Consider the following 19,171-nt stretch of genomic DNA (forward strand, 5'->3'; position numbering starts at 1 on the left):
AGCGTCGCCCACCCTGGAGGTCAGTCGTGAGTCAGTCCCCGTCCTCAGCCGAAGCCGTCCACGACGCCGACCGGAGCCGGCAGTGGCTCGCCGGGCAGGCGCACGGGCCGGGCGTCGACCGCGACCGGCTGCTGGAGGTGGGCGCGGCGATGGCCGCGGTGACCGCCGCCGCCGCGGAGCGCGAGCCGGTCGCGGTGGCGTCCGCGCCGGTCGGCGTCGACCCCGGCGCGCCGATCGTCAAGCCGCTGCCGCCGGAGCTGCTGCGCCCGCTGGACACCAACGCCGAGATGCGCTGGCCGTCGATGGCCGGCCAGGGGTACGTGGTCCCGACCGACCGCTTCTTCGTCCGCAACCACACGGTCACCCCGCACCTGGACGCGGCCATCTGGCGACTGCGCCTGTTCGGCGACGGCCTGCGCGGCGCGCCCACCCGCGAGAACCCGGTCGAGTTCGACCTCGACGAGCTGCGCCGGCTGCCCGCCGAGGAGCACGCGGCGCTGCTGGAGTGCGCCGGAAACGGACGGCGCTACTTCGCCGAGCAGCAGGACGAGCCCGCCCCGGGCGTGGCGTGGGGACTGGGCAGCGTCGGCGTGGCCCGCTGGCGGGGCGTGCGGCTCGGCACGGTGCTGCGCCTGGCCGGGCTGCGCGACGAGGCGGTCGACGTGATGCCCGAGGGCCTCGACCCGGACTACGTCAGCGGCGGGGTCGACCTCGGCCGGGTACGCCGCCCGATGCCCGTCGCCAAGGCGCTCGACGACGTGCTGCTGGCGTACGAGATGAACGGCGAGCCGCTGCCCCCCGACCACGGCTTCCCGGTGCGCGTCGTGGTGCCCGGCTGGGTCGGCATCTCCTCGATCAAGTGGGTGGGCGCGATCGAGGTCTCCACCAGCCCTCTGTTCTCGCCGTGGAACACGCAGTTCTACCGGATGTTCGGTCCCGGCCACCCGGCCGACGGCACGATGCTCACCGCTCAGCCGGTACGCAGCGCGTTCGAGCTGCCCTGGGACGCCCGGGTGCCGGCCGGGGAGGAGATGCTGCTGACCGGCCGCTCCTGGTCCGGCAACGGCCCGATCGAGCACGTCGAGGTGGACACCGGCGACGGGTGGCGCCCCGCCGACCTGGTCGCGGCCGACCGGGGCGGCGCCTGGCAGCGCTGGACCGCCCGCTGGCGCCCTGAGGCCGCCGGACGGCACGTCCTGCGTGCCCGCGCCACGGACTGCACCGGCGCGGTCCAGCCCGACCGGGCCGCGCCGAACGACCTCGCGTACCTCTTCGACGCCGTGGTGGCCCACCCCGTGACCGCCTGCTGACCGCCGCTCAGGTGGTGCCGAGATAGGGCGGCGGCACGGTGTCGGTGAGCCACACCCCGTTGGCCGAGCGGTAGAACAGGTACCCGGCCTCGGCCATCGCCGCCGCGTCCACGGTCAGCACCACCACCGCGCCGCCCCGGCGCGCACCGACGCGCCGGGCCGTCGCCACATCCGGCGACAGGTGTACGTGGTGCCGCCCGCCCCGGCGCAGCCCCTGCACCCGGATCGCGTCCAGCACGGCCTCGCCGGTGCCGTGGAACAGCCGGGGCGGCGGCGCGGCCGGAGTCAGGCCGAGGTCGACCGGAACGGAGTGCCCCTGGTTGGCGCGGATCCGGCCGCCCCCGTCCGGGCCTGCCTCGATCGCGAAGCGCTGCTTGTCGTTGCCCGCGACCACGGCGTCCAGCTGGGCGCGGCTGATCCGCAGCCCGGCGAGCACGTCGGCGACGGGCACCCACCCGGCCCGGTCGAGTCGCAGTCCGAACGCGTCGGGCCGGTGCCGCAACGCCAGCGACAGCCGCTTGCTCACCCGAACGAGATCCCGGTGTTCCACCCGCCCAGTGTGATTCCGCAGCCGTCCCCTGTCGACGCAGTTCCCCTGCCCGCCCTCCCCCTCCCCCTCGCCCTCCCGGCCCCACCTCCCCGTCGATCTTGCGGTTTCGGCCCCTCGGGTGCCCGGTTCGCGCTCTTTGCCGGGGCAGGAAGCCCATGATCGACGAGCCGAGGAGCCGAGGGTCGGGACGGAGGCGGGACGTGCGGAAGGGCGGGTGAGCGGGCGGGACCGGGCGGGCGGGAAGGGCGTGGGTCAGGCGGCGGCCCGCTCGGGGAGGGGGCGGCGGCGGTGGGACGGGTCGGTCAGGGTGGGCGGGGACCAGGCGCCGTCGGGCTGGTAGAGGTTCGTGCCGGGCGGGACGATCTCGTCGATGCGGTCCAGCACCGCGTCGTCGAGCGTCAGCTCCGCCCCGGCCAGCAGCGCGTCCAGCTGGTCCATGGTGCGCGGTCCGATGATGGTCGAGGTGACAGCCGGATGCGCGGCGGTGAACGCCACGGCGAGCTGCGGCAGCGTGCAGCCGACCTCGTCGGCGAGCGCGACCAGTTCCTCCACGGCGGCGTACTTCGCGGCGTTGCCCGGCAGCGCCGGGTCGAACCGGCCCGGGGTGAGTGCCGGGCGGCCGGCGCCGAGGTCGACGGGCTTCCCCTGCCGGTGGCGGCCGGACAGGAACCCGGAGGCCAGCGGGCTCCACACCAGCACGCCCATCCGGTAGCGGCGGCACACCGGCAGCACCGACGTCTCGATGCCGCGGGCCAGGATCGAGTACGGCGGCTGCTCGGTGCGGAACCGGCCGAGCGCCCGCCGTTCGGCGACGTGGTGCGCCTCCACGATCTCCTCGGCGGGGAAGGTCGAGCAGCCGAACGCGCCGATCTTCCCGGCCCGGACCAGGTCGGTGAGCACGCCGAGCGTCTCCTCGACGTCGGTGGTGTGGTCCGGACGGTGCACCTGGTAGAGGTCGATCCAGTCGGTGCCCAGCCGGCGCAGGCTGTCCTCGACCTCCCGGATGATCCAGCGCCGCGAGTTGCCGCCCCGGTTGGGCCCCTCCCCCATCGGGAAGTGGACCTTCGTGGCGAGCACCACGTCGTCGCGCCGGCCGCGCAGGGCCTTGCCGACGATCTCCTCCGACTCGCCGGCCGAGTACATGTCGGCGGTGTCCACGAAGTTGACTCCGCGGTCGAGTGCCGCGTGGACGATCCGGGCGCAGTCGTCGTGGTCGGGGTTGCCGACCGCGCCGAACATCATGGTGCCGAGGCAGTGGACGCTGACCTCGATGCCGGTGCCGCCGAGGACGCGATAGCGCATGTGAACTCCCTGGGTTGCACCGCGCCGGCCGGTTGGCGCGCGGTCCGGTCACGGTAGGAGTTCGAGTGCGCTGGAGGTCAACCGTCGGCGGGCTCCGCGCTGCCGGCGAGGTAGCCGGCCGCCTGCAGCTCGAACAGCTCGCGGTAGAGCCCGCCCTGCGCCATCAGCGTGTCGTGGTCGCCGGACTGCACGAGCCGGCCGTGGTCCATCACGAAGATCCGGTCGGCGTGCCGGACGTTCGCGAGCCGGTGGGTGATCAGGACGACGGCCCGGTCCGGGTGCCGCCGCAGGTGCTGGAAGAGGGCGTGCTCGGCACGAGCGTCCAGCGCGGCGGACGGCTCGTCGCAGATCAGCAGCCGGGCGTCGCGGTAGAGGCCGCGTGCGGCCACCAGCCGCTGCCACTGCCCGCCGGACAGGTCCTGCCCGTCCTTGAACTGCCGGTCCAGCAGCGTGTCGTACCCGAACGGCAGCTCGCTGATCATGTCGTGGGCGGCGGCGTCGCGGGCGGCGGTCTCCACGCTGGGGCCCTGCGCGCCGGCGCGGTCGTGGCGGCCGACGCGGATGTTCTGCCGGGCGGTGAACGGGAACCTCCACCAGTCCTGGCTCATCACCGCGACCTGGGCGGCGGTCTGGCGTGGGTCCAGTTCGGCGGCGTCCACGCCGTCCCAGCGGATCGTGCCGCCGGTGGGCCGGTAGAGGCCCGCGATCAGCTTGGCGAGCGTGGTCTTGCCGGAGCCGTTCTCTCCCACCAGCGCGATCACCTCACCGCGCCGGAACGTGAGGCTGACCTCGTCGACAGCCGCGCTGTCGGTGTCCGGGTAGCGCAGGCTGACCCGGTCGACGTCGATGCGCGCGAACCCGTCGACCGGCAGGTGCCCGCCGGCCGGGATCCGCCTGGTCGCCCGGTCGAGGAAGTCGCGGTAGTCCTGGTAGTAGAGGGCGTCCTCGTAGAGCGAGTTGGTGGCGAAGATCGCGGTGCGCAGGCTCGTACGCGCGGACTGGAGCGCGAGCAGCGCGGTGGCCGCCGCCGCGAGCGCCACCACGCCCCCGACGAGCAACGCGCCCAGCACCACGTAGAGCCCGAACGTGGCGATGCCCGTGATGGACAGGCCGATCGCCCGGGTGACCGTCTGCGCCCGGGCGAGGCGCAGCTCGGCGCGGGTCTCCAGGCGCGTCATGAGGTGGTATTCCGAGAGCAGGAAGTCGCGCATCTGGTAGGCGCGGATCTCGGCCGCGGTGTGCCGGTTGGCCATCAGGTCGCCCAGCATCCACTTGCGTCGCCGCCGGGTGATGCGGGCGAGCCAGTCGACGTGCTGGCGGCGGGCCATCCGCACCGCCGTCACCGCCTCCGGCGCGGCGGCGACGACCAGGCAGGGCAGCAGCAGCGGGTGGATGATCGTCACGGCGGTAGCCGTGGCGATCACGCCGACCACGCCGGTGACGAGGTTGACCGTGTCGTTGACCAGGGAGCCCGCCTCGGCCAGTCCACGGTCGCGGGCGCGGTCCATCTCCTCGGCGAAGCCGGCGTCGTCGAAGGCCGCCAGTTCCACAGCGGACGTCGTCTCGAACAGCCGCCGCTCCACCGTGAAGTTGATCTGCGGGACGAGCCGGGCCTGCGCCCATCCGGCGGCGATGGTCAGCGCGCCGCGCCCGGCGACGGCGGCAGCCGCCAGCGCCAGGGCGGGCAGCGCCGCCCGGATCCGGTCCGGTGTCGGACCTGCCGCGAAGAGCTGGTGGAGCACTCCGGTGGTGGCGAGCAGGCCCAGCGTGGTGAGGACACCGGCGGCGACGTTGAGGCCCAGCGAGGCGGCGGTGTCCCGGCGGCTGGTCGCCCAGGCGAGGCTGATCGCCTCGCGGATCAGCGCGGGCAACCGGCGCGCCACCGACCAGAAGCCGGTGTGGGCCAGTTCGGTGGCCCGGTGCATCCAGTGCGGATCGACGAGCTCGGGCAGGGTCGTCTCCCCGGCCGGCTCCTCCGGGTCGGACGCCCGACGAGGACGGATCACCCCGGCCATGGCACCTCCTCGACGCGTTCGGACAGCAACGCTGGATACTACGGTCCGCTATCGAAAGCTGTCATTCCGTGACCGGCGTGTCGTACAGCTGTCCCAACGGCGTGTCCCGCAGCGGTGGCCGGAAACACCCGCCCGCACGGTGATCGCCGCCGGGTCGCGTCGCGCGCGACCGGTCCGGGTGGCAGGCTTGTGGGGTTCGCCGGCGCAGGCCGGCCGACCGCCCGTCGTGAAGGAGAAGATCGACCCGATGGCTGTGGACGTCACCACCACCGACGAATGGCAGGCGCTGCGCAAGCACGCCGAGGCGATGCGCGCCACGCACCTGCGCGACCTGTTCGCCGCCGACGGGCAGCGGGGTGAGCGGCTCACCGGTGAGGTCGCCGACCTGCACGTGGACTACAGCAAGAACCTGGTCACCGACGAGACGATCGCGCTGCTCGGCGCGCTCGCCGAGCGGGTCGGGCTGGCCGACCGGATCGCGGCCATGTTCGCCGGACGGCACATCAACACCACCGAGGACCGGGCGGTGCTGCACACCGCGCTGCGCCTGCCCCCGGACGCGTCGCTCACCGTGGACGGCCAGGACGTGGTCGCCGACGTGCACGCCGTGCTGGACCGCATGACGGCGTTCGCGCAGCGGGTGCGTTCCGGCTCGTGGCGGGGCCACACCGGCGAGCGGATCACCACAGTGGTCAACATCGGCATCGGCGGCTCCGACCTCGGGCCGGTGATGGCGTACGAGGCGCTGAAGGCGTACCGGGACGCGGGCATCAGCTGCCGGTTCGTGTCGAACATCGACCCGACCGACATCCACGACAAGACCGCCGACCTGGACCCGGCGAGCACGCTGTTCGTGGTGGTGTCCAAGACGTTCTCCACCCAGGAGACGCTCGCCAACGCCGACCAGGCGCGCCGCTGGCTGCTCGCCGGGCTGGACGCGGACGACGACGCGGTCGCCCGGCACTTCGTCGCGGTCAGCACCAACGAGCAGCGAGTTCGGGACTTCGGCATCGACCCGGAGAACATGTTCGGCTTCTGGGACTGGGTGGGCGGACGCTACTCGCTGCCCTCGGCGGTCGGCCTGTCGGTCATGCTGGCGATCGGGCCGGACCGCTTCCGCGAGATGCTGGCCGGCTACCACGCTGTCGACGAGCACTTCCGGTCCGCGCCGGTGGAGCGCAACGTGCCGGCGCTGCTCGGCCTGCTCAACGTCTGGTACACCGACTTCCTCGGCGCGGAGACCCACGCGGTGCTGCCCTACTCGCAGTACCTGCACCGGTTCCCCGCCTACCTCCAGCAGCTCACCATGGAGAGCAACGGCAAGTCGGTACGCCTCGACGGCTCGCCCGTGACGTACCCGACCGGGGAGATCTTCTGGGGCGAGCCGGGCACCAACGGTCAGCACGCCTTCTACCAGCTCATCCACCAGGGCACCCGGCTGGTCCCGGCGGACTTCATCGCGTTCAGCCGGCCCAACCACGACCTGGGCGACATGCACGACCTGTTCATGTCGAACTTCTTCGCCCAGACCGCCGCGCTGGCGTTCGGGCGGACCCGGGAGCAGGTGGAGGCCGAGGGCACCGCGCCCGAGGTGGTGCCGCACCGGGTGATGGCGGGCAACCACCCGACCACGTCGATCCTGGCGCCGAAGCTCACCCCGGCGACGCTGGGCCAGCTGATCGCGCTCTACGAGCACATCGTGTTCACCGAGGCCGCGATCTGGGACATCAACGCCTTCGACCAGTGGGGCGTGGAGCTGGGCAAGGTGATGGCCAACCAGCTCGCGCCGAAGCTCACCGGGCCGGACCCGGACCTGGCCGACGTGGACACCTCGACCGCCGAGCTGATCCGCCGCTACCGGGCCGAGCGCGGCCGGAGCTGACCGCACGCCCGTGGCGTCCCGCGTACACCCGCCGGGACGCCACTGGTCAGCGGCGCAGCAGGTCGGCGTGCGCGGCGCGCAGCCGGGTCAGCGCCGCGTCGCCGGCCGGGGCGCGGCGGTCGAGCTCGGCCCACGCCTCGGCGAGCGCGTCGGCCAGCGCCCGCAACTCGGCGGCGTGCCGCCGGCTGGACTGCCGGTGCAGCTCCTCCAGACGGCGGGCCCAGCCGGCGCTGATCGCGGCGACGCGTTCGGCGTCGGCGCGTGCCTGGGCGCCGGTGCGGGCGGCGGACGCGGGCACGATCGCGGCCACCGGCCGGGGATCGCCGTCGCGAGTGACGAGCGTGACGGTGTCGGTCAGCTCGGCCAGGGAGACGAGCTGGGTGAGCCGGGTGCGGACCTCGCGCAGCGGCAGGGCGCGCGGCTGGGGGGACCGGTCGGCCAGTGCGGGGACAGCCATGGACACATGTTCACGTCCGGGTACGACAAATTCGGCGGTCAGGCGGTCCACTCGGGTGCCAGCACGGACCAGACCTCCAGGTCGGCGCGGCCGCCGGGCGTCGGTGCGGCTCCGCGCATGACGCCGTCGCGGCTCATGCCGAGCCGCCGCGCGACCGCGACGCTGCGCTCGTTGCCGGCCTTCGTGACCCACTCGACGCGGTGGATTCCGCGCTCCCGTACCGCCCAGTCGATGACGAAGCGGGCGGCGCGGGTGACCAGGCCCTGCCCCTCGGCGCCGGGTTCCAGCCAGCAACCGGCCTCGCACACCCCGCGGTCGGTGCTCAGCGACACGAACAGCACGCCGCCGACGAGCGTGCCGCGCTGCCAGATGCCCCAGATGCCGCCGTCGTCGCGGGCCCACCGGTCGGCGTATGCCTGGAGGACCTTGCGGGCCGACTCGGCGTCGGTGGCGACGAAGGACGCGCCGACCCAGGGCGCGATGTGGTCGCGGCAGCGGTCGAGGTTGGCCAGGAACTCGTCGGCGTGCCAGGGCGACAGTGGACGCAGCTCGGCGTCGTCGGTGAGGGCGTGGGCGAACATCCGAGGAAGCTAGCAGGACCATCGCGGTTTTGTCGGTCGGTCCCTCTACGGTCTGCGCCGTGAACGCCGTCCAGACGTACCGATATCTTCAGCCGTCCACGCTGCGCGCCGCCGGTCTCGACCTGCAGACCTGCGGCGGCCCGGCGGCCAACCCGCGCTTCTTCGCCGGGTTCCTCACCGCCCCGGCCGCGGCGGCGGCCGGCCTGCTCGCCGTCGCCGAGGTGGCCCGCACCCGCTACCACCAGCCGGTCAGCCCGGCCAGCCTGGACCCGGTGGTCACCGGCAGCCGCGGTCGCCTGCGGTTCGAGTCGTTCTCCGGCTGCTGCGGGGTGTACGCGCGGATGGACGTCCTGCCGGCCGGGCTCGACGGCGAGATCAGCGGCCACGGCACCACGAACGTGGACGTGAACCCGCCGCTGCGCGAGGCGCTGGCCCGGGTGGGCGGAATCGAGCCGCTGCACGTGGCGGTCGGCCCGGACGACCTGACCGTCTCCACCATGGACGGCGCGGTGGTCGAGCGGAAGGTGCCGCTGCCCGGCCGCTGGCTGCGCGGCTTCGCCGAGGTGCACGTGCTCACCGCCGGCTTCGAGCCGCGCGCCGAGATCGCGGCGGCGGAGGCGGCGGCGTTCCTGCGGAGGCTGCCGGCCGCCGGCGACCGGAGCGTGCTGTGGGCGGTGCCCGCCGGGCGGACGCTGCGGCTGACCTCCCGCCCGGCGCCGGGCGCGGTCTGCCTGGCCGGCGCGGGCCGGCTCGCGGCGCTGCGCGGCGTGCTGCGGCACACGCGCACCCTGCGGGCGTACGGTCCGGCGGTGCGGGCCGGCTCCCCCGCCGTGCCGAGCACGTGGGAGCTGGACACCGGGGCGTTGCGGCTGTCGCTGACGCTGTCCCCCGAGCCGTACCGCGGCTTCTCCGGTGAGGGCGCGGCCCTGGCGGCGCTGGCGGGCGACGACGTGGTCGACGACGCGGAGCTGGTCGGCGCGCTGCTCAACTGGGATCCGACGATCGACGTGGCCGCGCTGGCCGACGCCGCCGCGCTGCCCGACGAGCGGGTGCGTGCCGCGCTCGCCCAGCTGGGCACCGCCGGCCGGGTCGGGTACGACGTGGCGGACGGGGCGTACTTCCACCGGGTGATGCCCTACGACGCGGGCCGCGCGGAGCGGGACAACCCCCGGCTGGTCGGCGCGCGTGCGCTCGTCGAGCGCGGCGCGGTCGAGCGCGACGGCGAGAACGCGACGGTACGCACCGACGCCGAGACCTACCGGGTACGACGGCACCCGGACGGCGCGTACTCCTGTTCCTGCCGCTGGTGGGCGCGGCACCGCGGGCAGCGGGGGCCGTGCCGGCACGCGCTGGCCGTGTCGATGGTCGCGGCGCCGGTGGGGGCACTGTCGTGACCGGCTTCGCCGAGGCGGCGGTGCGCGGCCGGATGTCCGAGGTCCGGTCGGCGCTGGCCGGGTTGGACGAGCCGGCCCGGCGGGCGCTGGGCGACGAACTGGTCGCCGTCGTCCGTCGCAGGCGGGACGACTGGTGGTGGCGGGGCGAGGCGGCGACGCTGGCGGTGGCCGCGGTGGGCACGCTGAGCACCCCGACCAAGGTGGCCGCGCTGCTCGGCCGCCGCTCGGTCTGGCTGGCGGGCGTCGACGCGGCGCCGGTGGTCGACACCGCCCGGGAACGCGGGGTGACCTGGCTGGCCGACGTGGCGCACAAGCTGGCCGACCGGCTGCCCCGGGACCGGATGGTCGCGGGCTGGCCGTTCGTCGCCGGTCTCCTGCTGGCGGAGAAGGCGCCGCCGCCGACCGGGGACGACTTCGTGCGTGGCTGGGCCACCGCGCAAGGATCGCCCGGCCCGCGCGGAAACCGTCCGCCGACAGTGGACCGGCTGCGCGCGGACCCGTTCCTGGACCCGCTGCTGCCGCGCCTGTTCGAGGTGGACGGCGTGGGCGCCGAGCTGGCCCGCGGTGACGGCACCGGCACCGAGGCGCTGCCACGGGCACTGGCGGCGCTGGCCGCGGAGGGCCGGCTCGACCGGGCGGTGCTGCTCAACGGCGTCCTCGGCCGGCTGCTGCGCGGCGACCGGCCGGGCGCGCTGCGCCCGTTCCTGATCCTGCACGACCTGCTGGCGCCGACCCCGGACGAGGTGGCGGTCCGGTCGAGCGCGTACCTGCGGCTGCTCGCCGACGGCCCGGGGCCGGTGGCCCGCACCGCCCAGCGGACGCTGCGGGACGCCGGTGACGCCGCCGAGCCGGAGGCGCTGTGGGAGGCCGCCCGGACGGTGCTGGCCCGGCCGGAGAAGGCGCTGGTCCGGGCGCAGGTGTCGTGGCTCGACCGGCTGGCCCGGCAGCACCCCGACCAGGCCCCGGAGATCGGCGCGGTGCTCGCCGTGGCGGCCGACCACCCGGACGCCGGCCTGCGCGAACGCGCGCTGACGCTGGCGCGGCGGCACGGCCACCGGCCGGTTGCCGTAGCCACGGTGGTCGAGGCTCGCGACGACCTGCCGCCGCCGCTGCCGGCAGCGGCCGCCCCGCCGCCGATCGCCGGGGTGGACGAACTGGTCGAGGAGATCGCGGCGTCGCTCGGCCGGCGCTGGCCCGCGCTGACGACGGAACGCGTCATGGACGGCCTGGTCCGGCTCGGCACCGCCGACCGCGAGCGGCTCGCGGCGGCGCTGCTGCCGGTGGTACGCCGCGAGCAGGTCGGCGCGTACGACCATCCCTGGGCGGTGTTCAACCAGTCGGTGCAGATGCACGGGCTCCTGCTGGCCGTCTGCGGTACGCCCGAGGCGGCGACCCGCCGCGACCAGTGGAGCACCCTGCTGGCCGATTCCCGCCCACGCGCGCCGCTGCCGTTGCGGGGTGGCCCACCGGTTCCGGCCACACGCCGACCCGCGCCCGTCCAGCTCGCCTGCGCCCGGCTGGCCGAGATCGGGCAGCGGCTGGACGGACGCGACGATCCGGGCCTGCTGTCCGCGCCGACCTCGGTCACCGGGGCGATCGAGCCGGTGGCGCTCTACGAACGGCTGGCCGCGCTGGGTGACCGTCCGGTGTGGCGCTGGGATCTCGCACAGGCCCTGCTGCGCCTGCCGGCCGGGGTGGACGAGCCGCTGGCCGAACGCGCCGCGGCGCTGCGCACGCCGGCCGGTGACGAGCTGGCCCGCTGGCTGCGCGGCGACGCCGTGCCGGCCCCGGCCCAGCAGGTGGTGACAGTGGGCCGGCGGGCGCGGTCGGCCGGGTACGACTGGGGCTACGACCAGCTGCCCGAGTGGCGGACGCTGGTCGCGCTCACCCCGCCGGACGGCGTCGAGGACCGGCTCGGCCTGCTCACCCTGAAGCCCACGCCGATCGGCCGGTGGACCGACGGCTGGGGCGACGTCTGGCCGGCCGTCCTGCCCGGGCACCGGGGCGTGGTCGCCGCCCACGTGCTGCCCGAGGTGGCCGGCGCGGCGCAGGAGGACACCCTCGGGCACGGCGCGGTCCTGCCGGTGCTGGCCGAGTGCACGGGCGCGGGCGGCCCGGCCCTCGATCTGGCGCTGGCCTACGGGCTGTGCGCCCGCCACGAGGCGGACCGGGTGGCCGCGCTCGACGCGGTGCTGATCCTCGCCGCCGCCGGTGACCTGGACGCGCCCGCGACCGGCGGGCATCTCGGCGCGCTGGCGGCCGGCGGGCAGGTGACGCTGACCCGGGCGGTCACCCCGCTGCGCGACGCGGTCGCGGCGGGTGCCCGGCTGAGCGTGTGGCGGCTGCTCGCCGCGGCGTTGCCGCCGCTGCTGGCCGCCCCGACGCCACCCCGGGGCACGCCGGACCTGCTCGCGCTGGCGGCGGAGACGGCGACGGCGACGGGCGTCCGGATCGAGGTGCCCGGCCTGGCCGACGTGGTGGCCCGGGGCGGCGGCAGCCGGCTGGTCGCCGAGGCCCGGCGACTCGCCGTCGCCCTGACCGCCTGAACGTACGCCTCGTCACCCGAGCGGGCGGCGGACCGGTACGCGGACGCGGCCCGGTTGTCAGGCGCGCCGCCCCGGGCGGCGGGTGAGCGCCACCCCGAGGGCGATCATGCCGACGCCGAGGAACAGGTGCAGCCAGTTGTCGGCGCCGTTGAGCGGCACGAAGTTGGCGCCGCTGTCGTGGTCGATCACCAGGCCGTAGAGCCAGAGCACCAGGTAGATGGCGCCGCCACCGATCAGGTACGCGCGGGCGCCGGAGACCGTCCGGGACAGCGCCAGCCCGGCGACGCCGAAGAGCAGGTGCACGATGTTGTGCAGGACCGACACCTGGAACAGGCCCAGCAGCTTCGCCCGGGACTCGTGCCCGGCGAACATCATCGTGTCGTAGTTCGTGGTGATGCCGGGGATGAACCCCAGCACGCCCACCACCAGGAAGACGATGCCGACCACCTGGGCGGCCCGGCGTACCGGGGACGCGGGCGCGTTGCGGGCGACGCGGGAAGAACCGGCCATGACTGACACCTCCGTTGGCGAAGTCTTCCGCGCCCACGGCGGCCGGGAAGCCGAACCCGTCCGGATCCCCGGATCGAGATCAGCAACTCGGCCGGACGGGCAGGTGGCCGCGCAGCGCCTCGAACTGGGCCACGGTCAGGTAGGACGGGTTCGCCGCCTGCGGCTGCCGGAACACCTCCGCGCCGGCCAGCCGCGGGTCGGCGCGCAGCAGGTCGCGGCGTACCCGCAGCGGCTCGTCCAGGATCGTCAGGTCCAGCGGCGCGGTCCACGGCCGGCCCGGCGCACCCGGCTCGGGAGCGGCGGCGATCCGGCCCACACCCCAGACGCCGTACGGCGCCCGGCCGCGGCTGCCGCTGGCCCAGAACACCACCGGCTGGCCGGGGCGCATCAGGCGTACCCGGTAGCCGGGGCGGACGCACCAGCCGGTCACGCGCGGGTCGGCGGCGAAGCGGGCCGTCAGGTCCACCGCGTCCGCGTTGCCCTTGATCAACCAGGCGCCGAGGTCGTCCAGGGTCACCCGCCGGTCGGTCATCAGCCCATTCTGCGGCCCGTCCGGCCGTCCCGCCGGACGGCGCCCACGGCGACGGCGACGGCGACGGCGACAGCAACCGCGACGGCGGCGGCAACGGCGGCGGCGACAGCCACCGCGGCGGCGGTCAGATGATCAGGTGGGTCCAGTAGGTGAGCCACACCGCGAACAACGCGCCCTGGAGCAGCGCCAGCGCGGCGGTGAGCCAGCCGTCGAGGCCGGGCCGCCGCGCCCAGCGGGCCAGCACGAACGCGACCGGGAAGGCGGCCAGCAGGTAGCGCAGCAGGCTCTTGTACACCGGCGTCCCCATCGACAGCGGCACCAGCACCACGACCAGCGTGTAGACCAGGTACGGCCAGTCGGCCCGGCGGCGCAGCCCGACGGCCGCGACCGCCACCATCGCCACGGTGATCCAGACCCGCAGCGCGTCGGCGGAGTTGCCGCCGAACAGCGCGGAACCGGCCACTCCCAGGGGGTTCTGCAGCCGGATCCCCCAGCCGGTCTCCTGGGCGTGCTGGTAGGCGAACCAGTCGCCGCTCTGCCAGCGGCAGAACGCCATGAACGTGAGCCAGCCCGCCGGGACAAGCAGCAGCGGCCAGCCCTGGCGCAGCAGGCGCGGCCACGCCCGGGGTCCGGCCCGCCAGCCGTGCTCGCGCAGCAGCACCAGCGCCAGCGGCACCACCACGAGGAAGCCGACCGAGCGGCTCATCGCCAGGAAGTAGCCGATCACGCCGACGAGCAGCCAGCGGTTCCGCTCGGCGTACCAGAAGGCGGCCAGCGCGAGGCAGACGAACAGCGACTCGGTGAGGGCCGCCTGGAACAGGAACGCCGTCGGCAGGAGCATCAGGTACCGGACCGCTCGCCGGCCGTCGTCCGGTCCGGCGCCGCCGAGCAGCCGGCCCCCCAGCCGGTACGCGAAGTAGAGCTGGAACACCAGCGCCACGTTGCTGATCAGCAGCAGCGCCCAGGCGGTGTGCCCGCCGAGCAGCGGCGCGATCGGCCGGGCCAGGAACGGGTAGAGCAGCGGGAAGCCGAAGTCGGTCCAGGGCCGGTCCAGCGGCAGCCGGGCCAGGTGGTCGTAGAGGAACGAGTCCCAGGCGAACCAGAGCGAGATCCAGCGGTGCGACGAGATCGCGTCCTGCTGCTCCCGCATGCCGGTCTCGTCGGCCGGCGGTGCGCCCGGCACCCCGTCCCAGGCGGTGAGCACCAGCACGCCGACCAGGGTGAGCACGAGCTTCGAGCCGACGAAGACGGCGAACACGAATCCCCAGGGCTCGGGCACCCGGCGGACGACCTGGGCCCCGCGCGCCCACCACCGGGTACGCCCGGAGCGCGCAACGTCGCGGGGGCCGCCCGCGCGGCCGGCCCCGGCCGTGCCGCCGGCGTCGGCCCGCCGCTCGTCCGCCATCACGCTCCCACCGGTCGGCCCCTGGCCGACATGTCCGGCCGGAAACCCGGCCCGCATTCCCCATCCGGCCCCGCCCACACCCACCCCTCCGGCCCGCCCAGGCCACGGCCACGGCCACGGCCACGGCCCCGTCGATCATGAGGTTGGCGGCGACAAATCGGACGCCAGACACCGTCAACTTCATGATCGACGGGGCCGGGCCGGGCGGGGCGGTGAGCGGGCGGGGCGGTGAGTGGGCGGGGCGGTGAGAGGGCTGAGCGGCCGGCGGATCGGTGCGGGCCGGCAGGTGAAGTTGCCGGCAGGACGGGTAAGGGCGGTGCCGCATCGGCAGGCTGGCGGCGGGGGGCGCGGACGGCATGGGTGACGGCGACGGAACCGTGATCATCGGGGCGGGACCGGCCGGGTTGACCGCCGCCTACGAGTTGCTGCGGCACGGCGAGCCGGTCCGGGTCTACGAGGCCGACGACGTGGTCGGCGGGATCAGCCGGACCGTGGAGCGCGACGGCTGGCGGTTCGACATCGGGGGGCACCGCTTCTTCACGAAGGTGGCCCGGGTCGAGGACTTCTGGCACGAGATCCTGCCGGACGAGGACTTCCTGCTCCGGCCGCGGATGAGCCGGATCTACTACCGGGGCGCGCTGTTCGACTACCCGCTCAACGCCGGCAACGCGCTGCGCAACCTCGGGCTGCTGGAGGCGGCGCGCTGCCTCGGCTCGTACGGCCGGGCCCGGCTGCGCCCGCCGAAGGACCAGTCGCACTTCGAGGGGTGGGTGTCGGCGCGGTTCGGCTGGCGGCTCTACTCGATCTTCTTCAAGACGTACACGGAGAAGGTCTGGGGGATGCCGGCGGACCAGTTGCAGGCCGACTGGGCCGCCCAGCGGATCAAGAACCTGTCGCTGGCGACGGCGATGCGCAACGCGCTGCTGCCCCGGCGCAACCGCACGGACGTGACCAGCCTGATCGAGGAGTTCCAGTACCCGAAGCACGGCCCGGGGATGATGTGGGAGCGCTGCGCCGAGGAGGTCGCCATGCGCGGCGGCACGGTGCGTACCGGCGCCTGGGTGACCGAGGTGCACCGGGATCCGGCCGCGCGGCGGGCGACCGCCGTGACGGTGACCGACGCCGGCGGGGAGCGCACCGAGCCGGCCGCGCACGTGATCTCCTCGATGCCGATCTCCGCGCTGGTGCGGGCGATGCGCCCGGAGGCGCCGCCCGAGGTGCGGGCCGCCGCCGACGACCTGCGGTACCGGGACTTCCTGACCGTGGCGCTCGTGGTGCCGGAGGAGTTCTCGTTCCCGGACAACTGGATCTACGTGCACGACCCGGCGGCCCGGGTGGGCCGGATCCAGAACTTCGGCTCGTGGTCGCCGTACCTGGTCAAGGACGGGCGGACCTGCCTGGGGCTGGAGTACTTCGTGTTCGAGGGCGACGAGATGTGGCGGACGCCGGACGCCGAGCTGGTCGCGTTCGCCACCGCCGAGCTGGAGCGGCTGGGCCTGGTCAAGCCCGGGTGCGTGGAGGCGGGCTACGTGGTCCGGATGCCGAAGGCGTACCCGGTCTACGACGAGCGGTACCAGCGCAACGTCGACGTGATCCGGGGCTGGCTGGCAGCGAACGTGCCGAACGTGCACCCGGTCGGCCGCAACGGCATGCACCGGTACAACAACGCCGACCACTCGATGCTCACCGCGATGCTGACCGCGGAGAACATCGCGCACGGCGCGGAGCACGACGTCTGGACCGTCAACGTGGAGCAGGACTACCACGAGCAGCGCAGCCCGTCGCGGCACGGCACCGGCCGGGACGCGCCGGTCGTCCCGGCCCGGCGGTGAGACGCCGCGCGTGAGGGTGGTCATAACGGCTGGACGGCAGCCACGGCGGTGCTGCTAGCCTTCTGGGCAGGTCATGAGCGCCAGCGCGAAGCCCCGGCTCGCTGGCCGGCAACCCTCCTCCGCGGTGGGGTGCCCCGGGTGAAGACCAGGCACCGGCAGCCGCCGGTGCAAGCGTGGCCTGGCACCCAGGTCAGCAACAGACCAGGGAGACCGATGTCCGCACCACCCTCCACCCCTTCCGGCGACGTCGCCGCGTACCCGGCCCGCTTCGCGCTGGTCAAGCGCCGTCACGTCGACCTGATGCGGGTGTGCAGCGACGCCTGTCGCCTCGCGCGCTGAGCGAACGCCACCCTCCTTTCCCCGATCCACCCTTCTCCGGCCCGGCCGTCCGTCCGGCAGGCCGGCGTCGACGCGCGCCGCGCGTCCATCCACTCTGGAGAGACATCGTGCGTTTCCGTACCGTCCTGACCCGTGCCGCCGCCGTCGGCGCGGCCGCCCTGCTCGCCGTCACCGCGCTCACCGCCTGCGGCAACGACGACACCGCAGCGGCCGACAACCCGTACGGCCTGCTCCAGCCCGGCGTGATCCGCGCCGGCACGCTCACCGACGCCCCGCCGAACGTCTTCCTGAAGGACGGGAAGTTCACCGGCTTCGACAACGAGCTGCTGCGTGCCGTGGCCGACAAGATCGGCCTGAAGGTGGAGTTCGTCGGCACCGACTTCTCCGGCCTGCTCGCCCAGGTCAACAGCGGCAAGTTCGACGTGGGCAGCTCCTCGATCACGATCACCGAGGCCCGCAAGAAGACTGTGGACTTCGGCAACGGCTACGACTTCGGCTACTTCGGCCTGGACGTGCCGGCGGGCTCCCCGATCACCGGCTTCGACCAGCTCGCCGGCAAGCGGGTGGTGGTCGTCCAGGGCACCGTGCAGGACGACTACGCCACCAAGCAGAACCTCGACCCGGTGCGGGTGCCGGACTACAACAGCGCGATCAACCAGCTCAAGGCCGGCACGGCCGACGCCTGGATCGCCCCGGCCGAGATCGGCGACAAGTCCGCCGCCGACAGCAACGGCAAGATCAAGGTCGCGGCGAAGCAGCTCAGCCCCACCCCGACCGCGTACGCGGTGGCCAAGGGCGACGACAAGCTGCGCGAGGCGCTGAACAAGGGCCTGGACGAGGTGATCGCCGACGGCACGTGGAGCCGCCTGCAGGCCGAGTACTACCCGGGACGGCCGATCCCGGCCGACTTCAAGCCGGGCAGCGGGTCGGTGGCGGTGCCGTCGCCGTCGGCCGCCTCCTGAACCGGTAACCGAGCACGAGCGGGGCGGACGGAGCGGACATGGATCCACTGAGCACCCTCTGGGAGACCTTCTTCGACTGGGACTCGATGCGCGAGGCGCTGCCCGAGATGCTCACCGTCGGGCTGCCCAACACGCTGACCCTGGCGGTCTCCGCCGCCCTGCTCGGCTCGGTGCTGGGCATGCTGCTGGCCGTCGCCGGCATCTCGCGTACCCGATGGTTGCGCTGGCCGGCGCGGGTCTACACCGATGTGTTCCGCGGCCTGCCGGCCGCGGCGACCATCCTGCTCATCGGCGTGGGCCTGGCGCCGCTCGGCATGCAGGTGTGGGGGCCGAACCCGTATCCGCTGGGCGTGCTGGCGCTGTCCCTGATCGCCGCCGCCTACCTGGGTGAGATCTTCCGGGCCGGCATCCTGAGCGTGGAGGCCGCCCAGTTGGAGGGCGCGCGGGCGCTGGGCTTCTCCTGGGGCGAGGCGATGCGCCTGGTGATCATCCCGCAGGGCGTACGCCGGGTGCTGCCCGCCTGGGTCAACCAGCTCATCGCGCTGATCAAGGACTCCAGCCTGGTCTACTTCCTCGGCCTGCTGGCCAGCCAGCGGGAGTTGTTCCGGATCGGGCAGGACTACGCGGCGAACACCGGCAACCAGTCCGCGCTGCTGCTGGCCGGTTTGTTCTACCTGTTGCTGACCGTGCCGCTGACCCACGCGGTCAACTGGCTGGACCGGCGCCTGCGGCAGGGCCGGCCGGTCGCGCCGCCCGAGCCCGAGCCCGACGCCGAGCCGGCGGATCTCACCCCGTCCGGAAAGGACCCGCGATGACCACCACCACGACCTCGGTCAGCCTGGCCGTCCGCGACGTGCACCTGGCCTTCGGCGCGCACCGGGTGCTGCGCGGCGCGGACCTGGACGTGGCCCGGGGCCGGGCGGCCTGCGTGATCGGCCCGTCCGGGTCCGGCAAGTCGACGCTGCTGCGCACCGTCAACCGGCTGATCGAGCCGGACCGGGGCGACGTGCTGCTGGACGGGCGCAGCGTGCTGCGCGACGACCCGGACGCGCTGCGCCAGCGCATCGGCATGGTGTTCCAGCAGTTCAACCTGTTCCCGCACCTGAGCGTGCTGCGCAACATCACGCTGGCGCTGCGCAAGCTGAAGAAGCTGAGCGAGGACGAGGCGGTGGCGCTGGCCCGCGCCCAGCTCGACCTGGTCGGCCTGGCCGGCAAGGCGGACGCGCGGCCGGCGCAGCTCTCCGGCGGCCAGCAGCAGCGCGTCGCCATCGCGCGGGCGCTCGCGCTGCGCCCGCAGGTGATGCTGTTCGACGAGGCGACGAGCGCGCTGGACCCGGAACTGGTCAAGGGCGTGCTCGCGGTGATGGCGGACCTGGCCGCCGCCGGGATGACCATGGTCGTGGTGACGCACGAGATGGGGTTCGCGCGCAGCGTCGCCGACACGGTGGCGTTCATGGACGCGGGCGTGGTGCTGGAGGCCGGGCCGCCGGAGGCGGTGTTCGAGGCACCGGAGCACCCGCGGCTGCGGCGTTTCCTGTCCCAGGTGCTCTGAGC

17 protein-coding genes and 1 riboswitch are annotated in these 19,171 nt (G+C 74.4%); of the genes, 9 read left to right on the forward strand and 8 right to left on the reverse strand.

Annotated elements, in window-relative coordinates; genetic code table 11:
• The first annotated feature begins 26 nt into the window (after nucleotides 1-26).
• Nucleotides 27-1,310, forward strand: a complete 1,284-nt coding sequence (locus tag ACN27D_RS34035) for a sulfite oxidase (protein ID WP_421500992.1) — start codon at nucleotides 27-29, stop codon at nucleotides 1,308-1,310.
• Nucleotides 1,311-1,317: 7 nt separating this feature from the next.
• On the opposite strand, the gene ACN27D_RS34040 is transcribed toward ACN27D_RS34035, so the two are convergent.
• The 3 genes from ACN27D_RS34040 to ACN27D_RS34050 all read right to left on the reverse strand — a co-directional run bounded on the left by ACN27D_RS34040 (nucleotide 1,318) and on the right by ACN27D_RS34050 (nucleotide 5,177).
• A complete protein-coding gene (locus ACN27D_RS34040) occupies nucleotides 1,318-1,860 on the reverse strand; it encodes an RNA 2'-phosphotransferase (protein ID WP_421500993.1) in 543 nt (180 codons plus the stop codon).
• A 252-nt stretch (nucleotides 1,861-2,112) separates the two neighbouring features.
• Nucleotides 2,113-3,162 carry an aldo/keto reductase gene (locus ACN27D_RS34045; protein ID WP_421500994.1) on the reverse strand — a complete coding sequence of 350 codons (1,050 nt, stop codon included), beginning with the start codon at nucleotides 3,160-3,162 and terminating at the stop codon, nucleotides 2,113-2,115.
• Between the two features lie 77 nt (nucleotides 3,163-3,239).
• Nucleotides 3,240-5,177, reverse strand: coding sequence for an ABC transporter ATP-binding protein (locus tag ACN27D_RS34050; RefSeq protein ID WP_421500995.1), 1,938 nt, complete (start codon nucleotides 5,175-5,177; stop codon nucleotides 3,240-3,242).
• 247 nt (nucleotides 5,178-5,424) lie between these two features.
• On the opposite strand from ACN27D_RS34050, the gene pgi reads away from it, so the two are divergent.
• Entirely contained in the window at nucleotides 5,425-7,059 is a 1,635-nt protein-coding gene (pgi, locus tag ACN27D_RS34055) for a glucose-6-phosphate isomerase (protein WP_120573747.1), read from the forward strand.
• A 46-nt stretch (nucleotides 7,060-7,105) separates the two neighbouring features.
• Here the strand turns inward: pgi and ACN27D_RS34060 are convergent, their stop codons facing one another.
• The gene (locus tag ACN27D_RS34060) at nucleotides 7,106-7,516 is read right to left on the reverse strand and encodes a type II toxin-antitoxin system Phd/YefM family antitoxin (protein WP_120569545.1); all 411 of its coding nucleotides are present in this window, start codon (nucleotides 7,514-7,516) and stop codon (nucleotides 7,106-7,108) included.
• A gap of 38 nt (nucleotides 7,517-7,554) precedes the next feature.
• Entirely contained in the window at nucleotides 7,555-8,097 is a 543-nt protein-coding gene (locus ACN27D_RS34065) for a GNAT family N-acetyltransferase (protein WP_357894610.1), read from the reverse strand.
• A 59-nt stretch (nucleotides 8,098-8,156) separates the two neighbouring features.
• Between ACN27D_RS34065 and ACN27D_RS34070 the strand changes: the two genes are divergently transcribed.
• Nucleotides 8,157-9,491, forward strand: a complete 1,335-nt coding sequence (locus tag ACN27D_RS34070; RefSeq protein ID WP_421500996.1) for an SWIM zinc finger family protein — start codon at nucleotides 8,157-8,159, stop codon at nucleotides 9,489-9,491.
• On the forward strand, nucleotides 9,488-12,037 hold the full coding sequence (locus ACN27D_RS34075) for a hypothetical protein (RefSeq protein ID WP_421500997.1): 2,550 nt from the start codon (nucleotides 9,488-9,490) through the stop codon (nucleotides 12,035-12,037). The genes ACN27D_RS34070 and ACN27D_RS34075 overlap by 4 nt, the downstream gene beginning before the upstream one ends.
• A 57-nt stretch (nucleotides 12,038-12,094) precedes the next feature.
• On the opposite strand, the gene ACN27D_RS34080 is transcribed toward ACN27D_RS34075, so the two are convergent.
• From ACN27D_RS34080 to ACN27D_RS34090, 3 genes are all read right to left on the reverse strand, one after another.
• Nucleotides 12,095-12,547 (reverse strand): DUF4383 domain-containing protein, encoded by a 453-nt coding sequence (locus ACN27D_RS34080; protein WP_120569541.1) that lies wholly within the window; start codon nucleotides 12,545-12,547, stop codon nucleotides 12,095-12,097.
• Between the two features lie 79 nt (nucleotides 12,548-12,626).
• Complete coding sequence (locus ACN27D_RS34085; protein WP_120569540.1) at nucleotides 12,627-13,079, reverse strand: hypothetical protein; 453 nt, start codon at nucleotides 13,077-13,079, stop codon at nucleotides 12,627-12,629.
• Nucleotides 13,080-13,203: 124 nt separating this feature from the next.
• Entirely contained in the window at nucleotides 13,204-14,484 is a 1,281-nt protein-coding gene (locus tag ACN27D_RS34090; protein ID WP_357894601.1) for a hypothetical protein, read from the reverse strand.
• 356 nt (nucleotides 14,485-14,840) lie between these two features.
• On the opposite strand from ACN27D_RS34090, the gene ACN27D_RS34095 reads away from it, so the two are divergent.
• From ACN27D_RS34095 to ACN27D_RS34115, 5 genes are all read left to right on the forward strand, one after another.
• Nucleotides 14,841-16,316 (forward strand): NAD(P)/FAD-dependent oxidoreductase, encoded by a 1,476-nt coding sequence (locus tag ACN27D_RS34095; RefSeq protein ID WP_421500998.1) that lies wholly within the window; start codon nucleotides 14,841-14,843, stop codon nucleotides 16,314-16,316.
• Between the two features lie 69 nt (nucleotides 16,317-16,385).
• Nucleotides 16,386-16,496: riboswitch (SAM riboswitch) on the forward strand.
• Nucleotides 16,497-16,529: 33 nt separating this feature from the next.
• The gene (locus tag ACN27D_RS34100) at nucleotides 16,530-16,655 is read left to right on the forward strand and encodes a hypothetical protein (RefSeq protein WP_013286752.1); all 126 of its coding nucleotides are present in this window, start codon (nucleotides 16,530-16,532) and stop codon (nucleotides 16,653-16,655) included.
• 107 nt (nucleotides 16,656-16,762) lie between these two features.
• Nucleotides 16,763-17,617, forward strand: a complete 855-nt coding sequence (locus ACN27D_RS34105; protein WP_121682949.1) for an ABC transporter substrate-binding protein — start codon at nucleotides 16,763-16,765, stop codon at nucleotides 17,615-17,617.
• Between the two features lie 38 nt (nucleotides 17,618-17,655).
• Nucleotides 17,656-18,432 (forward strand): amino acid ABC transporter permease, encoded by a 777-nt coding sequence (locus ACN27D_RS34110; protein ID WP_128137467.1) that lies wholly within the window; start codon nucleotides 17,656-17,658, stop codon nucleotides 18,430-18,432.
• Entirely contained in the window at nucleotides 18,429-19,169 is a 741-nt protein-coding gene (locus ACN27D_RS34115) for an amino acid ABC transporter ATP-binding protein (RefSeq protein ID WP_120569536.1), read from the forward strand. Before ACN27D_RS34110 ends, ACN27D_RS34115 begins: the two co-directional genes overlap by 4 nt.
• Nucleotides 19,170-19,171 lie beyond the last annotated feature (2 nt).

The organism is Micromonospora sp. WMMD1274, assembly GCF_049179035.1.
Taxonomy (GTDB): Bacteria; Actinomycetota; Actinomycetes; order Mycobacteriales; family Micromonosporaceae; genus Micromonospora; species Micromonospora tulbaghiae.